General features: G+C 66.6%; 15 protein-coding genes and 1 tRNA gene. 15 read left to right on the forward strand and 1 reads right to left on the reverse strand.

What is annotated here, in order from left to right; translation table 11 throughout:
- The first annotated feature begins 8 nt into the window (after positions 1 to 8).
- The 13 genes from ispG (at position 9) to AC30PD_RS12945 (ending at position 13,152) form a co-directional block, all read left to right on the forward strand.
- Positions 9 to 1,319 carry a flavodoxin-dependent (E)-4-hydroxy-3-methylbut-2-enyl-diphosphate synthase gene (gene ispG, locus AC30PD_RS12885; protein WP_489536050.1) on the forward strand — a complete coding sequence of 437 codons (1,311 nt, stop codon included), beginning with the start codon at positions 9 to 11 and terminating at the stop codon, positions 1,317 to 1,319.
- Positions 1,320 to 1,389: 70 nt separating this feature from the next.
- Positions 1,390 to 2,706 (forward strand): histidine--tRNA ligase, encoded by a 1,317-nt coding sequence (gene hisS / locus AC30PD_RS12890; RefSeq protein ID WP_489536051.1) that lies wholly within the window; start codon positions 1,390 to 1,392, stop codon positions 2,704 to 2,706.
- A 38-nt stretch (positions 2,707 to 2,744) separates the two neighbouring features.
- Positions 2,745 to 3,401 (forward strand): YfgM family protein, encoded by a 657-nt coding sequence (locus tag AC30PD_RS12895; RefSeq protein WP_489536052.1) that lies wholly within the window; start codon positions 2,745 to 2,747, stop codon positions 3,399 to 3,401.
- Between the two features lie 11 nt (positions 3,402 to 3,412).
- Positions 3,413 to 4,525, forward strand: coding sequence for an outer membrane protein assembly factor BamB (gene bamB / locus AC30PD_RS12900; RefSeq protein WP_489536053.1), 1,113 nt, complete (start codon positions 3,413 to 3,415; stop codon positions 4,523 to 4,525).
- 9 nt (positions 4,526 to 4,534) lie between these two features.
- Complete coding sequence (gene der, locus AC30PD_RS12905; protein ID WP_489536054.1) at positions 4,535 to 5,869, forward strand: ribosome biogenesis GTPase Der; 1,335 nt, start codon at positions 4,535 to 4,537, stop codon at positions 5,867 to 5,869.
- Between the two features lie 98 nt (positions 5,870 to 5,967).
- Positions 5,968 to 6,210: an RNA chaperone Hfq gene (gene hfq / locus AC30PD_RS12910; RefSeq protein ID WP_489536055.1), complete on the forward strand. Its 243-nt coding sequence runs from the start codon at positions 5,968 to 5,970 to the stop codon at positions 6,208 to 6,210.
- Between the two features lie 35 nt (positions 6,211 to 6,245).
- Positions 6,246 to 7,529: a GTPase HflX gene (gene hflX / locus AC30PD_RS12915; RefSeq protein ID WP_489536056.1), complete on the forward strand. Its 1,284-nt coding sequence runs from the start codon at positions 6,246 to 6,248 to the stop codon at positions 7,527 to 7,529.
- A gap of 2 nt (positions 7,530 to 7,531) precedes the next feature.
- Complete coding sequence (gene hflK / locus AC30PD_RS12920) at positions 7,532 to 8,815, forward strand: FtsH protease activity modulator HflK (protein WP_489536057.1); 1,284 nt, start codon at positions 7,532 to 7,534, stop codon at positions 8,813 to 8,815.
- Positions 8,816 to 8,835: 20 nt separating this feature from the next.
- The gene (gene hflC, locus AC30PD_RS12925; RefSeq protein WP_489536058.1) at positions 8,836 to 9,738 is read left to right on the forward strand and encodes a protease modulator HflC; all 903 of its coding nucleotides are present in this window, start codon (positions 8,836 to 8,838) and stop codon (positions 9,736 to 9,738) included.
- Between the two features lie 3 nt (positions 9,739 to 9,741).
- Positions 9,742 to 9,945, forward strand: coding sequence for a DUF2065 domain-containing protein (locus tag AC30PD_RS12930; RefSeq protein WP_489536059.1), 204 nt, complete (start codon positions 9,742 to 9,744; stop codon positions 9,943 to 9,945).
- 76 nt (positions 9,946 to 10,021) lie between these two features.
- A complete protein-coding gene (locus AC30PD_RS12935) occupies positions 10,022 to 11,185 on the forward strand; it encodes an ATP phosphoribosyltransferase regulatory subunit (protein WP_489536060.1) in 1,164 nt (387 codons plus the stop codon).
- A gap of 52 nt (positions 11,186 to 11,237) precedes the next feature.
- Positions 11,238 to 12,581, forward strand: a complete 1,344-nt coding sequence (locus AC30PD_RS12940) for an adenylosuccinate synthase (RefSeq protein ID WP_489536061.1) — start codon at positions 11,238 to 11,240, stop codon at positions 12,579 to 12,581.
- Between the two features lie 49 nt (positions 12,582 to 12,630).
- Complete coding sequence (locus tag AC30PD_RS12945) at positions 12,631 to 13,152, forward strand: phosphoribosyltransferase (RefSeq protein WP_489536062.1); 522 nt, start codon at positions 12,631 to 12,633, stop codon at positions 13,150 to 13,152.
- Between the two features lie 124 nt (positions 13,153 to 13,276).
- Here the strand turns inward: AC30PD_RS12945 and AC30PD_RS12950 are convergent.
- Positions 13,277 to 13,361: transfer RNA gene (locus tag AC30PD_RS12950), tRNA-Leu, on the reverse strand.
- A gap of 22 nt (positions 13,362 to 13,383) precedes the next feature.
- Here AC30PD_RS12950 and rnr point away from each other — a divergent pair.
- Both rnr and AC30PD_RS12960 read left to right on the forward strand, forming a co-directional pair.
- Complete coding sequence (gene rnr, locus AC30PD_RS12955) at positions 13,384 to 15,654, forward strand: ribonuclease R (protein WP_489536339.1); 2,271 nt, start codon at positions 13,384 to 13,386, stop codon at positions 15,652 to 15,654.
- A gap of 35 nt (positions 15,655 to 15,689) precedes the next feature.
- Positions 15,690 to 16,598, forward strand: a complete 909-nt coding sequence (locus tag AC30PD_RS12960; RefSeq protein ID WP_489536063.1) for an SDR family NAD(P)-dependent oxidoreductase — start codon at positions 15,690 to 15,692, stop codon at positions 16,596 to 16,598.
- The last annotated feature ends 8 nt before the right edge of the window (positions 16,599 to 16,606 follow it).

Raw genomic sequence — 16,606 nt, forward strand, 5'->3', positions numbered from 1 at the left:
CCAACGCCATGAGCGACATCCGCGACGAAGCCAGAAGCCTGCTCGAAGACTTCATCGATCCGGCCAGGCCGGCGCAGCGTCATTCGCACGGGGTACCGGTGCGCTGGGGTGCGCGTGAAGTGCTGGTGGGCGGCGGTGCGCCGGTGCGCGTGCAGGCGATGACCAACACCGACACGGTCGACGCGATCGGCACCGCGATCCAGGTGAAAGAGCTGGCGATCGCCGGCTCGGAGATGGTGCGCATCACCGTCAACACGCCCGAAGCCGCGGCCGCCGTGCCTTACATCCGCGAGCAGCTCGACCGCATGGGCATCGACGTGCCGCTGATCGGAGACTTTCACTACAACGGCCACCGGCTGCTGACCGACTACCCGGCCTGCGCCGAGGCGCTGAGCAAATACCGCATCAACCCCGGCAATGTGGGCAAGGGCGACAAGCACGACCGCCAGTTCGCGCAGATGATCGAAGCGGCCGCGAAGTACGACAAGGCGGTGCGCATCGGCGTGAACTGGGGCAGCCTCGACCAGGAACTGCTCGCCGAGATGATGGACTCGAACGCGAAACTCGCCGAGCCGCACGAGCCGCAGCAGATCATGTACCGCGCCATCATCACCTCGGCCATCACCTCGGCGCGGCGCGCCGAAGAAGTCGGCCTGAGTGCCGAGCGCATCATCCTGTCGTGCAAGATGTCGGGCGTGCAAGACCTGATCAGCGTCTACCGCGCGCTGGCCAAACGCTGCGACTACGCGCTGCACCTGGGCCTGACCGAAGCCGGCATGGGCACCAAGGGCACGGTGGCCTCGACCGCCGCGCTGGCGGTTCTGCTGCAAGAAGGCATCGGCGACACGATCCGGGTGTCACTCACGCCGCAGCCCGGCGAAGCGCGCACCCAGGAAGTGGTGGTCGCACTCGAGATCCTGCAAAGCCTCGGCCTGCGTGCCTTCAACCCGAGCGTGACCGCCTGCCCCGGTTGCGGCCGCACCACCAGCACCACCTTCCAGGAACTGGCCAAGCAGATCGACGACTTCCTGCGCGCGCAGATGCCCGTCTGGAAAGCGCGTTACCCCGGCGTCGAGAAGATGAAGGTCGCGGTGATGGGCTGCATCGTCAACGGCCCGGGCGAAAGCAAACACGCCGACATCGGGATCAGCCTGCCCGGCAACGGCGAAGCGCCGGCCGCACCGGTGTTCATCGACGGCGAAAAGGCGCTCACCTTGCGGGGCGACAACATCGCCGCCGAATTCCACGCGCTCGTCGAGCGTTACATCGACAAACGCTACGGCGCGGCGACCGCGGAGCATCCGACCGCGCAGGTGTGAGCCACCTGCGCGAGGTTCCGGCGCCGCCACTGCGTGTGGTGGCGAAGCTCCCCTTCGATCCCGACAGACCATGACCGACAAGACCAAGATCAAACGACCCGAGCCGCTGCAGGCGGTGAAGGGCATGAACGACCTCCTGCCGCCCGACTCGGCGCGCTGGGAATGGTTCGAATCGAAAGTGCGTGCGCTGATGGCGCGCTACGGCTATGCCAACGTGCGCACGCCGATCGTCGAGCCCACTGCGTTGTTCGTGCGCGGCCTGGGCGAAGTGACCGACATCGTCGAGAAGGAGATGTACTCCTTCGAAGACGCGATGAACGGCGACAAGCTCACGCTTCGCCCCGAAGCCACCGCCGGCATCGTGCGCGCGATGGTCGAGCACAACACGCTCTACAACGGCCCGCTGCGGGTGTGGTCGCACGTGGCGCTGTTCCGCCACGAGCGGCCGCAGAAGGGGCGCTACCGGCAGTTCCACCAGATCGACGTGGAAGCGCTCGGCTACGCCGGGCCGGACGTCGACGCCGAGCAGATCCTGATGTGCCGCGCGCTGCTGCGAGACCTCGGCATCCGGGACAGCGACGTGCGCCTCGAGCTCAACAGCCTGGGCCAGCCCGCCGAACGCAACGCCCACCGCGCGGCGCTGATCCAGCATTTCGAAGGGCACGCCGAACTGCTCGACGACGACGCGAAGCGCCGCCTGCACAGCAACCCGTTGCGCATTCTCGACAGCAAGAACCCCGCGATGCAGGCCATCGTCGAAGCGGCACCGAAGCTGATGGACTTTCTGGGCGCCGATTCGCTCGCGCACCTGAACGCCGTGCGTGCCGCGCTCGACGCGGTGGGTCTTGCCTACCGCATCAACCCGCGTCTGGTGCGGGGCATGGACTACTACAACCTGACGGTGTTCGAATGGATCACCGACAAGCTCGGCTCGCAAGGCACGGTGTGCGGCGGCGGCCGTTACGACGGCCTGTTCGAGCAACTCGGTGGCAAGCCCACACCGGCTGTGGGCTGGGGCATGGGCATCGAGCGCATGCTGTTGCTGCTCGAAGAAGCCGGCGTACGGGTGCCGCCGGCGGCGCCCGACGCCTACGCCGTGGTGCCCTCGGTGGCGGCGCTGCCCACTGCCTTGGCGGCTTGCGAGCAACTGCGCGAAGCCGGCGTGTCGGTGCTGATGCACGGTGCCGGTGCCGAGAGCTGGGGCAGCATGAAAACGCAGTTCAAGCGTGCCGACGCCAGCGGCGCCCGCTACGCGCTGATCTTCGGTGACGACGAACTGGCGCGTGGCGAAGTGACTTTGAAGGCGCTGCGCGACGCCACGGCCCCGCAACGTTGCCTGCCGCTTGCCGAGGCCCCACGCTGGGCCGCAGAACTGCGCACCGCATAATCCCGCCTTCGCGCGAAACCCAAGAGAACCGATCTTTCATGGCCACCCATCTCGACCTCGAAGAACAGGAACAGCTCGACCAGCTGAAGTCCTTCTGGAAGCAGTACGGCAACCTCATCACCTGGTTGCTGATCGCCGTGCTGGCCGGCTACGCGGCCTGGAACGGCTGGCACTGGTGGCAGCGCGAGCAGTCGCTCAAGTCGAGCGCGATGTTCGACGAGCTCGACAAGGCTGCGCAGACCGGCGACGCCGACACCGCCGGGCGCATCTTCGCCGACATGAAAGAGCGCTACCCGCGCACCGCGTTCACACAGCAAGCCGGGCTGCTCGCGGCCAAGGCGCAGTTCGACAAGGGCCAGCTCGAGCCGGCACTGGCCACGCTCGGCTGGGTGGGTGCCAACGCCGTCGAGGCCGAGTACCAGTCGGTCGCACGCTTGCGCGCCGCCGGCCTGCTGCTCGACCTGAAGAAGTACGACGAGGCGCTGAAGCAGCTCGACGGCGTGACCGCCAAGGAATTCGAAGCGCTCGCAGCCGACCGCCGCGGTGACGTGCTGCTGGCGCAAGGCAAGACCGATGAAGCGAAGGCCGCTTTCGCCAAGGCCTGGGCCGCGCTGGACGCCAAGGTCGGCTACCGGCGCCTGATCGAAGCCAAGCTCACGGTGCTGGGCGCTGCGCCGGTCGAGGCGAAGAAGTGAGAGCGGTGCCCATGAAGCTGCGCGCCTCGTTGGCCCTGCTCGGTGCCGTGTTGTTGCTGGGCGCGTGTGCCAGCAGCAAGCCCAAGCCGCAGCCGCTGGAGCCGCTCACGCCGAAGATCGCGGGCCGCCAGGTCTGGACGAAGAACCTCGATGCGATCAAGTTCCCGCTCGGCGTGGTGTCGCTGCGCGACAGCTTCGTCGTCGCCGACGGCGACGGCACGGTCTTGGCGCTCGACGCGCAGACCGGGCGCGAGCTCTGGCGTGGCAGCGCCGGCAGCAAGCTCAGCGCCGGCGTCGGCAGCGATGGCCGTTTCGCGGCCGTCGTCACGAGCGAAGGCGAGCTTGTGGTATTCGATCAGGGCCAGCTCAAGTGGCGCAAGAGCGTGGGCGTGCGCGTGAACTCGGCGCCGCTGGTGGCGGGCGAACGGGTCTTCGTGCTTGGCGCCGACCGCGGCGTGCAGGCTTTCGACGCGATCGACGGGCGCAAGCTCTGGGCGCTGCAACGCGCCGGTGACCCGCTCACGCTCACGCAGAACGGTGTGCTCGCCGCGTTCAAGGACACGCTGGTCGTGGGCCAGGGCCCGCGCATGGCCGGCGTCGACCCGTTGCAGGGAACGCTGCGCTGGGAGGTGCCGGTGGGCTCGCCACGCGGCGCGAACGAAATCGAACGCCTGGCCGACCTGGTCGGCCCGGCCGGCCGGGTTGGCGACATGATCTGCGCGCGCTCCTTCCAGGCCGCGGTGGGCTGTGTCGACGCTGAAAAGGGCACCGTCGTCTGGAGCCGCAACATCGGTGGCACCGACGCCGTGGCCGCCGACGCGCAGTTCGTGTTCGGCGCCGACGCGTCCGACCGCATCACGGCGTGGAAGTCGGCCACCGGCGACGTCGCGTGGACGTCGGACAAGCTTCAGTACCGCGGCCTGAGCAGCCCCTTGAGCGTGGGCAAGACCGTCGTGTTCGGTGACGAAGACGGCACCGTGCACTGGCTCTCGCGCGAGAACGGCGAAGCGCAGCTGCGCCTGTCGACCGACGGCGGTGCGATCGTCGCTGCGCCCGTGATCTCGGGCACGACCATGCTCGTGGTCACGCGCAAGGGCGGTCTGTTCGCTTTTCGCCCCGAATAGAAGCGCCCGATGAAACCCGTCATCGCTGTGGTCGGCCGCCCGAACGTGGGCAAGTCGACGCTGTTCAACCGCATGACGAAGAGCCGCGACGCGATCGTGGCCGACTTTTCCGGCCTCACACGCGACCGCCACTACGGTGACGGGCGCAGCGGCGAACACGAATTCATCGTCGTCGACACCGGTGGCTTCGAGCCCGACAGCACGACGGGCATCGTCAAGGAAATGGCCAAGCAGACGCGCCAGGCGGTGGCCGAGGCCGATGCGGTGATCTTCGTCGTCGACGTGCGCGCCGGGGTCTCGGGGCAAGACCACGACATCGCGCGCTACCTGCGCACGGCGGGCAAGAAGGTCGTGCTCGCGGTCAACAAGGCCGAGGGCATGTCGGAATCGCCGCTGCTGGCCGAATTCTTCGAGCTCGGCCTCGGCGACCCGCACCCGATCTCGGCGGCGCACGGGCAGGGCATTCGCAGCCTGACCGAAGCGGCACTGGCCGACTTCGAGTTCGACGAAGCCGGCGATGAAGCCGTGGAGCAGACCGGCCCGATCCGGCTGGCCGTGGCCGGGCGGCCGAACGTGGGCAAGTCGACGCTGATCAACACCTGGCTCGGCGAAGAGCGGCTGGTCGCGTTCGACCAGCCCGGCACCACACGCGACGCCATCATGGTGCCGTTCGAGCGCAATGGCCAGAAGTTCGAGCTGATCGACACGGCCGGGCTGCGCCGGCGCGGCAAGGTGTTCGAGGCGGTCGAGAAATTCTCGGTCGTGAAGACCCTGCAGGCGATCTCGGATGCCAACGTCGTGTTGCTGCTGCTCGATGCGACCCAGGGCGTCACCGACCAGGACGCGCACATCGCGGGTTACATCCTCGAGTCGGGCCGCGCCGTGGCGGTGGCCGTGAACAAATGGGACGCGGTCGACAGCTACCAGCGCGAAACGCTGCAGCGCTCGATCGAGCAGCGCCTGGCGTTCCTCAAGTTCGCGCCGGTGTTGCACATCTCGGCGATCAAGCGCCAGGGCCTGGGCCCGGTCTGGAAAGCCATCGGCGATGCCCATGCTTCGGCCACGCGCAAGATGTCGACGCCGGTGCTCACGCGCCTGCTGCAAGAGGCGGTCGAACACCAGGCGCCCAAACGCGCCGGGGCTTTCCGCCCGAAGCTGCGCTACGCGCACCAGGGCGGCATGAACCCGCCGCTGATCGTGATCCATGGCAACTCGCTCGATCACATCACCGACACCTACAAGCGCTTTCTCGAAGGGCGTTTCCGCGAGCATTTCAAGCTCACCGGCACACCGATGCGGATCGAGTTGCGCTCGTCGCGCAACCCCTTCGACAGCAAAGACTAAAGGCCGCGATCCACAGGGGGATTGCACTGCTTTTGAGCAGATGCGCCCGGGGGCTGTGTTAACGTGAACGCTTCTGAACTTTCATCACGGAGAATATCGTGAGCAACAAAGGGCAACTCCTACAAGACCCCTTCCTGAACCTGCTGCGCAAGGAGCACGTTCCGGTTTCGATCTACCTCGTCAACGGCATCAAGCTGCAAGGCCACATCGAGTCCTTCGACCAGTACGTGGTGTTGCTCCGCAATACCGTGACGCAGATGGTCTACAAACACGCGATCTCCACGGTCGTGCCCGGTCGCGCGGTGAACTTCAGCGCTGCCGAACCCGCCGACCAGGCTTGAACAAGCCAGCGGCGCCGCCCCGACATCTGCCCACCTTGAGTTCCACGGATTCAACCGGCCCCGGCGGGTCGACGGGCCCGGCCCGGGCGATCCTCGTGGGGGTCGACTTCGGCCGTGGCAAGTCCTTCGACGCTTCGCTCGACGAATTGGCGCTGCTGGCCGAGTCGGCCGGTGACGTGGCGGTCGAGCGGGTCATTGCCCGGCGCAAGGCGCCCGATGCGGCGCTGTTCGTGGGTTCGGGCAAGGCCGACGAGATCAAGGCGCTGGTGCAGGCGCACCGGGCCGATGCGGTGCTGTTCGACCAAGCGCTTTCGCCAGCGCAGCAACGCAACCTCGAACTGCACCTGGGTGTGGCCGTGGCCGACCGCACGATGCTGATCCTCGAGATTTTCGGCGAGCGCGCGCAAAGCCATGAAGGCAAGCTGCAGGTCGAACTGGCGCGGCTGCAATACCTGTCGACCCGGCTGGTGCGGCGCTGGAGCCACCTCGAACGCCAAAGCGGCGGCATCGGCATGCGCGGTGGCCCGGGTGAAGCCCAGATCGAACTCGACCGGCGCATGATCGGCGAGCGCATCAAGGCCGTGAAGAAGCAGCTCGAGCGGGTCAAGAAGCAGCGCAGCACGCAGCGGCGCTCGCGCGAACGCAACCAGACCTTCCGCATCTCGCTCGTGGGCTACACCAACGCCGGCAAGTCGACGCTGTTCAACGTGCTCGTGAACGCGCGTGCTTATGCGGCCGATCAGCTCTTCGCCACGCTCGACACGACCACAAGGCAGCTCTATCTGGCTGAAGCGGGGGGCTCGGCGCGCTCGGTGTCGCTGAGCGACACGGTCGGGTTCATCCGCGACCTGCCGCACAAGCTGATCGAGGCTTTCGAGGCCACGCTGCAGGAAGCCAACGACGCCGACCTGCTGCTGCACGTGGTCGACGCCGCGAGCCCGGTGCTGGCCGAGCAGATGAGCGAAGTGCAGCGGGTGCTGGCAGAAATCGGCGCCGGCGACATCCCCCAGGTGCTGGTGTTCAACAAGCTCGATCAATTGGAAGACACCCAGCGACCGCGCGCCTTGCGCGACACCATCGAGCTCGCAGCCGGCGTTCGGGTGCCGCGTGTCTTCATCAGTGCGCAGAGCGGCGAGGGCATGCCCGAGCTGCGCGCCATTCTGGCCGAGGCCGTGGCGGCCATGCCGGCGCACCGCTTGAACGCGCCGGAACCGGCCCAAAATGACAGCGCGTCGGCAGAAGATTCTGCCGAAGACGATGTGGCAGAAGATCTGCAGGCCGAGACAGCGCGAACCGACACCCACTTTTCACACGCATGACCATGAGCCACACCACCACTGCACCCGAGGCCAGCGTGTCGCGCCTGCGCGCCCTGGCCCAAGCCGCGCGCGCCCTGGCGTCGGGCCTGATCCTGAGCAGCGGCAAGAACGATGGGCCGCCCGATCTCGACGAGCTCTGGCGCGACTTCAACAAGAAGCTGAGCGGCCTGTTCGGCGGCAAGGGCGGCGCGCCCCAGGGCAACGGCCCGGGCGACAACAACCAGGGCGGCGGCGGCCCGAACTTCCAGCCCGACATGAAGAGCGCCGGGATCGGCGCCGGCCTGATCGCCGGTGTGGTCGCGCTGATCTGGCTCGGCAGCGGTTTCTTCATCGTCCAGGAAGGCCAGCAGGCCGTCGTCACCTCGTTCGGCAAGTACAGCCACACGGCCGACGCCGGCTTCCAGTGGCGCATGCCGTACCCCTTCCAGGCGCACGAGACGGTCAACGTGACGCAACTGCGCTCGAAGGAAGTCGGCCGCAACGCGGTGATCGCCGCCACTGGCCTGCGTGACTCTTCGATGCTCACGCAAGACGAGAACATCGTCGACATCCGCTTCACGGTGCAGTACCGGCTGAAAGACGCGCGCGCTTTCCTGTTCGAGAACCGCGACCCGGAAGAGGCGGTCACGCTGGCTTCAGAGTCGGCGGTGCGCGAGATCGTCGGCAAGAGCAAGATCGACTCGGTGCTCTACGAGCAGCGTGACGCGATTGCCGCCGAACTGGTGAAGTCGGTGCAGGGGCAGCTCGACCGCCTGAAGGCGGGCATCGTGGTCGTCAACGTCAACGTGCAGAGCGTGCAGCCGCCCGAGCAGGTGCAGGCCGCATTCGAAGACACCCTCAAGGCCGGCCAGGACGGCGATCGCCTGAAGAAGGAAGGCCTGGCCTACGCGAGCGACGTGATCCCGAAGGCACAAGGCACGGCCGCGCGCCTGCGCGAAGAAGCCGAAGGCTACAAGTCGCGCGTGGTCTCGCAGGCCGAAGGTGACGGGCAGCGCTTCAACAGCGTGCTGGCCGAGTACCAGAAAGCACCGACCGTGACGCGCGACCGCATGTACATCGACACGATGCAGCAGGTGTACTCGAACGTCACCAAGGTGATGGTCGACAGCCGCGGCAACTCGAACCTGCTGTACCTGCCGCTCGACAAACTGATGCAGCAGGCCGGCGCCGGCGTGCCCAGTGCTACCCCGGCCGTGCCGGTGGCACCCGAGACCGCCCCCGCCGCCGGTGCGGTCGATGTGCGCTCGCGTGACGGGCAGCGTGCCCGTGACCGTGACGGCCGCTGAGCCAGCAGGAGAACAAGAACATGAACCGATTGGTTGTGATCGTCGCCGGTGCGCTGGTGGTGCTGATGTTGCTGGCCTCGACGCTGTTCGTGGTCGACCAGCGCCAGGTGGCCGTGGTCTACGCACTGGGCGAAATCAAGGAAGTGATCCAGGAACCGGGCCTGAAGTGGAAGCTTCCGCCGCCGTTCCAGAACGTGGTGTTTCTCGACCGCCGCATCCAGACCATGGACAGCCCCGAGACGCGCCCGATCTTCACGGCTGAGAAGAAAAGCCTGGTGATCGACTGGCTGGTGAAATGGCGGGTGACCGACCCGCGCCAGTTCATCCGCAACAACGGCGTCGACCAGCGCAACCTCGAAGCGCGGCTGAGCCCGATCGTGCACGCCGCGTTCAACGAAGAGGTGACCAAGCGCACGGTTGGTGAAGTGCTCTCCAGCGGCCGCGACAAGGTCATGCAGGACGTGCGTGCGCGCCTGGCCGACGAGGCCAAGTCCTTCGGTATCGAGATCCTCGACGTGCGCATCAAGCGCGTCGACTTCGTCGCCAACATCACCGAGTCGATCTACAGCCGCATGGCTTCCGAGCGCAAGCAGGTGGCCAACCAGTTGCGTGCGACCGGCGGTGCCGAAGGCGAAAAGGTACGAGCCGATGCCGACCGGCAGCGCGAAGTGATCGTCGCCGAGGCCTACCGCGACGCGCAGAAGGTCAAGGGCGAGGGCGATGCCAAGGCTTCGGCGATCTTCGCCGAGTCGTTCGGCCGTGATGCGCAGTTCGCCCAGTTCTACCGCAGCCTTGAGGCGTATCGCGCGAGCTTTCGCAGCAAGTCCGACGTGATGGTCGTCGACCCCGGCAGCGACTTCTTCAAGGCGATGCGCGGATCGTCGGGTGCTCAGGCTGCGCCGGCACCTGCCTCCAAGAAGTAACTCTTGGCGCAGCCTGGCTTTGTCGAACTGCTGCTCGGCGCCTTTGCGCTGATGCTGGTGATCGAAGGCCTGCTGCCGTTCCTGAGCCCGCCGATGTGGCGCGGCGTGTTCGAGCGCGCCACGAAAATGAGCGACGGGCAAATCCGGTTCGTCGGCCTGTCGAGCATGCTCGCGGGGATCGCGATGTTGTGCTTCTTCCTCGCCTGACAGCTCTGCTCGAAGCGGCCGCGGGTGCACGCACCCCACCGGTACAATGCCGGTTTTAATCCCCGGCGCTTTTCACATGTCATCTGCCTGGCTGCTGCCCGAGCACGTTGCCGACGTGCTGCCCGCGCAGGCGCGGCACATCGAAGAACTGCGGCGTGGCCTGCTCGACGTGGCACGCAGCTACGGCTGCGAACTGGTGATGCCGCCGTTGCTCGAACACCTCGAGTCGCTGTTGTCGGGCACCGGCCGCGAACTTGACCTCAACACCTTCAAGCTCGTCGACCAGCTCAGCGGTCGCACGCTCGGGGTGCGGGCCGACAGCACGCCGCAGGTCGCACGCATCGACGCGCACCTGCTCAACCGCGAAGGCGTGACGCGGCTCTGTTATTGCGGACCGGTATTGCATGCGCTGCCTGCCGGCATGAACTCGACCCGCGAGCCGCTGCAGTTCGGCGCCGAAATCTACGGGCATGTGGGCCTGGAGGCCGATCTCGAAGTGCAAGACCTCGCGCTCGACTGCCTGCGCCGCGCCGGTCTCGGCGGTGTGATGCTCGATCTCGGTGACGCGCGCATCGTGCGTGGCGTGCTGGCCGGTGTGGCACTCACTGCCGGTGCCTTTCGCGAGGTGTGCGCGGCGCTTGCGGCGAAGGACACCACCTCGCTGGCCGAGTTGAGCCATGCGTTCCCGGCCGATGTGCAGCGCGCCCTGCGCCGGCTGGTCTCGCTTTACGGTGACGACGAAGTCATCCAGGCGGCACGCAGCGAGCTGCCCGCCACGCCGCTCGTCAGCGCCGCACTCGACGACCTGCAGCGCCTGGCCAACCATGCGCGCCAGGCCCATCCTGAAGTGCGGGTCGGGTTCGACCTGGCCGACATCGTGGGCAACGGCTATTACAGCGGCGCGCGTTTCGCAGCCTACGTGGCAGGCTCGTCCGACGCGGTGGCGCGCGGCGGGCGCTACGACGAGGTCGGCGCGGTGTTCGGCCGCAACCGGCCCGCGGTGGGTTTCAGTCTCGACCTGAAGACGCTGGCCGCACTGGCGCCGAGCCAATCGCTGCACTCGGCGATCCGTGCGCCCTGGGCCGAAGAAGCCGGCCTGCGGTCGGCCGTGCGGCGCCTGCGCGAGCAGGGCGAAACGGTGGTGTGTGTCTTGCCCGGCCACGAACATGAAGGCCAGGAATTCGACTGCGACCGCGAACTGGTGGCGGTCGCTGGCCAATGGATGGTTCAGGCGCTCTGAAGCGCTGCGAGCCGATGAATTTTCAGACCTGGATCTTTTCTCAATGCAACAGATGAGCACGAGCACCGACAAACCCCTGGCGGGTCACAACGTCGTCGTCGTCGGCACCCAGTGGGGCGACGAAGGCAAGGGCAAGGTCGTCGACTGGCTGACCGACCACGCGCAGGCCGTGGTGCGCTTCCAGGGCGGCCACAACGCCGGCCACACCCTCGTCATCAAGGGCGTGAAGACGGCGTTGCAGCTGATCCCCTCGGGCATCATGCGCGACGGCGTGAAGTGCTACATCGGCAACGGCGTGGTGGTCGACCCCACGCACCTGCTGGCCGAGATCGAGCGGCTCGAAGCGATCGGCCTCGAAGTGCGCTCGCGCCTGTTCATCAGCGAGTCGTGCCCGCTGATCCTGCCCTTCCACGTCGAGGTCGACAAGGCCCGTGAGGCCCTGCGCGAGAGCAGCGGCGCCGGCAAGATCGGCACCACCGGCAAGGGCATCGGCCCGGCGTATGAAGACAAGGTGGCACGCCGCGCGCTGCGCGTGCAGGACCTGAAGCACCCCGAGCGGTTTGCGAAGAAGCTGCGCGAGCTGATCGACCTGCACAACTTTGCGCTCGCCGGTTACCTGAAGTCGAAGCCGCTCGAGTACCAGCCGATCTTCGATCTGGCGATGAAGGTGGCCGAGCAGCTCAAGCCGATGATGGCCGACGTGGGCTACACGCTGCACAACGCGAACCGGCAGGGTGCCAACATCCTGTTCGAAGGCGCGCAGGGCACCTTGCTCGACATCGACCACGGCACCTACCCGTTCGTGACCTCGAGCAACTGCGTGGCCGGCAACGCCGCTGCTGGCGCGGGCGTGGGGCCCGACTTGCTGCACTACATCCTCGGCATCACCAAGGCCTACACGACCCGTGTCGGCGGTGGGCCGTTCCCCACCGAACTCGACATGGACGTGCCGGGCACGGTCGGCCACCACCTGTCGACAGTCGGCCAGGAGCGTGGCACCGTGACGGGCCGGCCGCGCCGCTGCGGTTGGCTCGACGCGGCGCTGCTCAAGCGCTCGATGATCATCAACGGCATCTCCGGCGTGTGCATGACCAAACTCGACGTGCTCGATGGCCTGCCCGAGATCAAGGTCTGCGTCGGCTATGAACTGCACGGCCAACGCGTCGACATCCTGCCGCTCGATGCCGACGACATCTATGCCTGCCAGCCCATCTACGAAACCTTCCCGGGCTGGACTGAAAGCACGTTCGGTGTCACTGAATGGGACAAGCTGCCGCTGAACGCGCGCCGCTATCTCGAGCGCATCCAGGCCTTCATCGGCGCGCCGATCGACATGGTCTCGACCGGCCCCGACCGTGTGCACACGATCCTGCTGCGGCATCCGTACCAGGCCTGAACGATCCGACACCTCGAACTCTCTTCAACCCGAGCCCCAAGGAAAACGCATGCTGACCGACGATGGCAAACACCTGTACGTGAGCTGGGACGAGTACCACATGCTCATCGAACGCCTGGCGTTGAAGATCGCCGGGACGGGCTGGGAGTTCGACCAGATCCTGTGCCTCGCGCGTGGCGGCATGCGGCCGGGCGACGTGCTCTCGCGGGTGTTCGACAAACCGCTCGCGATCATGGCGACGAGCTCGTACCGCGCCGAAGCAGGCACGATCCAGGGCCGGCTCGACATGGCCAAGTACATCACGCTGCCGAAGGGCGAACTGGCCGGCAAGGTCTTGCTGGTCGACGACCTGGCGGATTCGGGCGTGACGCTGCGTGCCGTGGTCGACCGGCTGCGGGGCATGCCGTCGATCAGCGAGCTGCGCTCGGCCGTGATCTGGACAAAAGGCGTGTCGAGCTACACGCCCGACTACTTTGTCGAGATGCTGCCCACGAGCCCCTGGATCCATCAGCCGTTCGAAGAGTACGACGACATGCGGCCCGAGGGGCTGGCCAAGAAGTTCGTCATTTGAGCGACTGCAGAAACGACGAAGGCCTGCGCGAGCAGGCCCTCGAACTCACCGTCAGCAACACAACAACACTGAAGCCAGAAAGCAAAAAGCCCGCTGTCTCTTTCAAGAAGCGAGCTCGTGCTCTTGGTGCCCAGGAAGGGACTCGAACCCCCACGGAGTTACCCGCTAGTACCTGAAACTAGTGCGTCTACCAATTCCGCCACCTGGGCATTTCAGGAAGTCTTGGACTATATCATCAAAACAACATCCTTCAAGAATCCCACGACCCCCGTCGGCGCCGAGCTGATGGCCGAAGTGGAAGGCACGGTGCAAGGGCACCGTGATGGCCACGGCTTCGTCGTACGCGACGACCGTCAGGCCGATCTTTATCTTTCACAACAAGAGATGCGTGCCGTGCTGCACCACGACCGCGTCAAGGCGCGCGTGGTCCGCTACGACCGCAAGGGCCGGCCCGAGGGGCGCGTGCTCGAAATCCTCGAACGCAAGAAGGCGCCGATCATCGGTCGCCTGCTGCACGAGAGCGGCGTCTGGCTCGTCGCGCCCGAAGACAAGCGCTACGGGCAGGACATCCTGATCCCGAAGAACGCCACGTCGAACGCGGCGGCGGGCCAAGTGGTCGCGATCGAACTGACCGAACCGCCGTCGATGTATTCGCAGCCGGTCGGCCGCGTGACCGAGGTGCTGGGCGAGATCGACGACCCCGGCATGGAGATCGAGATCGCGGTGCGCAAGTACGAAGTGCCGCACCGCTTCTCGCCCGAAACGCTGGCGCAGGCGGCGGGCCTGCCCGACAAGATCCGGCCCGTCGACCGCAAGAACCGCATCGATCTGACCGACGTGCCGCTCGTCACCATCGACGGCGAAGACGCGCGCGACTTCGACGACGCGGTGTACTGCGAGCCGGCGAAGATCGGACGCGTGAAGGCCAACAACGGCTGGCGCCTGGTCGTGGCCATCGCCGACGTGAGCCACTACGTGAAACCCGGTGAGCCGATCGACGACGACGCCTACGAGCGCGCGACGTCGGTCTACTTTCCGCGCCGCGTGATCCCGATGCTGCCCGAGAAACTCTCGAACGGCCTGTGCTCGCTGAACCCGAACGAAGACCGGCTGGCCATGGTGTGCGACATGCTCGTCACCGCCAGCGGCGAGATCCACGCCTACCAGTTCTTCCCCGCCATCATCTGCTCGCACGCACGTTTCACCTACAACGAGGTGGCGGCCATTCTCGGCAACACGCGCGGGCCCGAAGCGGCGAAGCGCAAGCAACTCGTGCCTGACCTGCTCAACCTCAACGAGGTGTACCGCGCCTTGCTGAAAGAGCGCACCAAGCGCGGAGCCATCGACTTCGAGACGACCGAAACGCAGATCGTCTGCGACGAGAACGGCCGCATCGAGAAGATCGTGCCGCGCACGCGCACCGAAGCGCACAAGCTGATCGAAGAATGCATGCTCGCGGCCAACGTGTCGTCGGCCGACTTCATCGCGCGTGCCAAGCACCCGTCGCTGTACCGCGTGCACGAAGGGCCGACGCCCGAGAAGCGCACGCTGCTGCAGAACTACCTGAAGGCGCTCGGTCTCGGCCTGTCGATCAGCGACGACCCGAAGCCGGGTGAGTTTCAGGCGATCGCGGCAGCGACGAAAGACCGTGCCGACGCGCCGCAGATCCACACGATGCTGCTGCGCTCGATGCAGCAGGCCATCTACACCGGCATCAACAGCGGCCACTTCGGTCTGGCCTACGAGGCTTACACGCACTTCACGAGCCCGATCCGGCGGTACCCCGATTTGCTGGTGCACCGCGTGATCAAGGCCTTGCTCGGCGGCAAGCGCTATCACCTCGTCACCGGCGCGAGCAATCCGGCGCCGAGCAACCGCAAGACGACGAAGCCGGCGCGTGCGCCGACCGCCGAAGAAGAGAAGTGGGAAGTCGCCGGCGTTCATTGCAGCGTGAACGAACGCCGTGCCGACGAAGCCTCGCGCGATGTCGAAGCCTGGCTCAAGTGCCGCTACATGCGCGAGCACCTCGGCGAAGAATACGGCGGCACGGTCAGCGCGGCGACGAGCTTCGGCCTGTTCGTGCAGCTCGACGGCCTGTATGTGGAAGGGCTGGTGCACATCACTGAACTCGGCGGCGAGTACTACCGCTTCGACGAAGTGCGCCAGGAACTGCGCGGCGAGCGCAGCGGCATCCGCTACGCGGTGGGTTCGCGGGTTCGTGTGCAGGTCAGCCGAGTCGATCTCGACGGTCGCAAGATCGACTTCCGCCTGGTGCGCGAAAACGGCGAAGAAGCCAACCTGATCCGCGCGCGCCGCGACAAGCTCGGCGAGAAAGCTGCCGCCGCCGGCAACGACCTGGCGGCGGTGAAACAAACCGACCGCGCGACCAAGGCCGTCACGAAGAGCAAGTCGCGCGCGGCCGCGGCCAAGGGCAAACACCCGATCAAGTCGGCCAAGACGGCGGCGCGTTCATCCTCGGGCAAGGCGCCGAAGCGGCGCTGACAGAACCACTCAACTTTTCAAGGAAACAACGGAACATGACGATGCGATTCGACGGCCGCGTGGCGGTGGTGACGGGTGCCGGTGGCGGCCTGGGTCGGCAACACGCGCTGGCACTCGCCGCGCGTGGCGCGAAAGTGGTGGTCAACGACCTGGGCGGCACGCTCGACGGCAATGGCGGCACGCCGAGTGCTGCGCTCGCGGTCGTCGAAGAGATTCGCCGCGCGGGTGGCCAGGCCATCGCCAGTGGCGCGTCGGTGACCGACGCGGCCGCGGTGCAGGCCATGGTCGACGAGGCGATGAAGGAATGGGGCCGCGTCGACATCCTCGTCAACAACGCCGGCATCCTGCGTGACAAGAGTTTCTCGAAGATGGCGCTCGACGACTTCCGCCTCGTGGTCGAAGTGCACCTCATGGGCGCGGTGAACTGCAGCAAGGCGGTGTGGGACATCATGCGCGCGCAGAACTACGGGCGCATCGTGATGACGACGTCGTCGAGCGGCCTGTATGGCAACTTCGGCCAATCGAACTACGGCGCGGCCAAGATGGCGCTGGTGGGCCTGATGCAGACGCTGTCGATCGAGGGCGCCAAGAACAACATCCACGTCAACTGCCTCGCGCCCACGGCCGCCACGCGCATGACCGAAAACCTCATGCCCGAAGCCGTGCTCAAGCTGCTGCAGCCCGAAACGGTGACGCCGGGCCTGCTGGCGCTCGTGGCCGAAGACGCACCGACGCGCGCGATACTGTGCGCGGGCGCGGGCGCGTTCGAGCGCGCCCACATCACGCTGACCCAGGGTGTGTTCGTCGGCATGCCGGCCGACGCACCCGAGCAGGTGGCGCTGCAGTTCGAAGCGCTGTCGGACCGCGACGGTGAAACCGTGCCCGCGAGCGGCAACGCACAAGGGACCGTCGAAGTCGGCAAGGCGATGCGCGCGCTCGGCTGAGCGCGCTA

The organism is Rhizobacter sp., from assembly GCF_032229685.1.
GTDB lineage: Bacteria > Pseudomonadota > Gammaproteobacteria > Burkholderiales > Burkholderiaceae_C > LMDS01.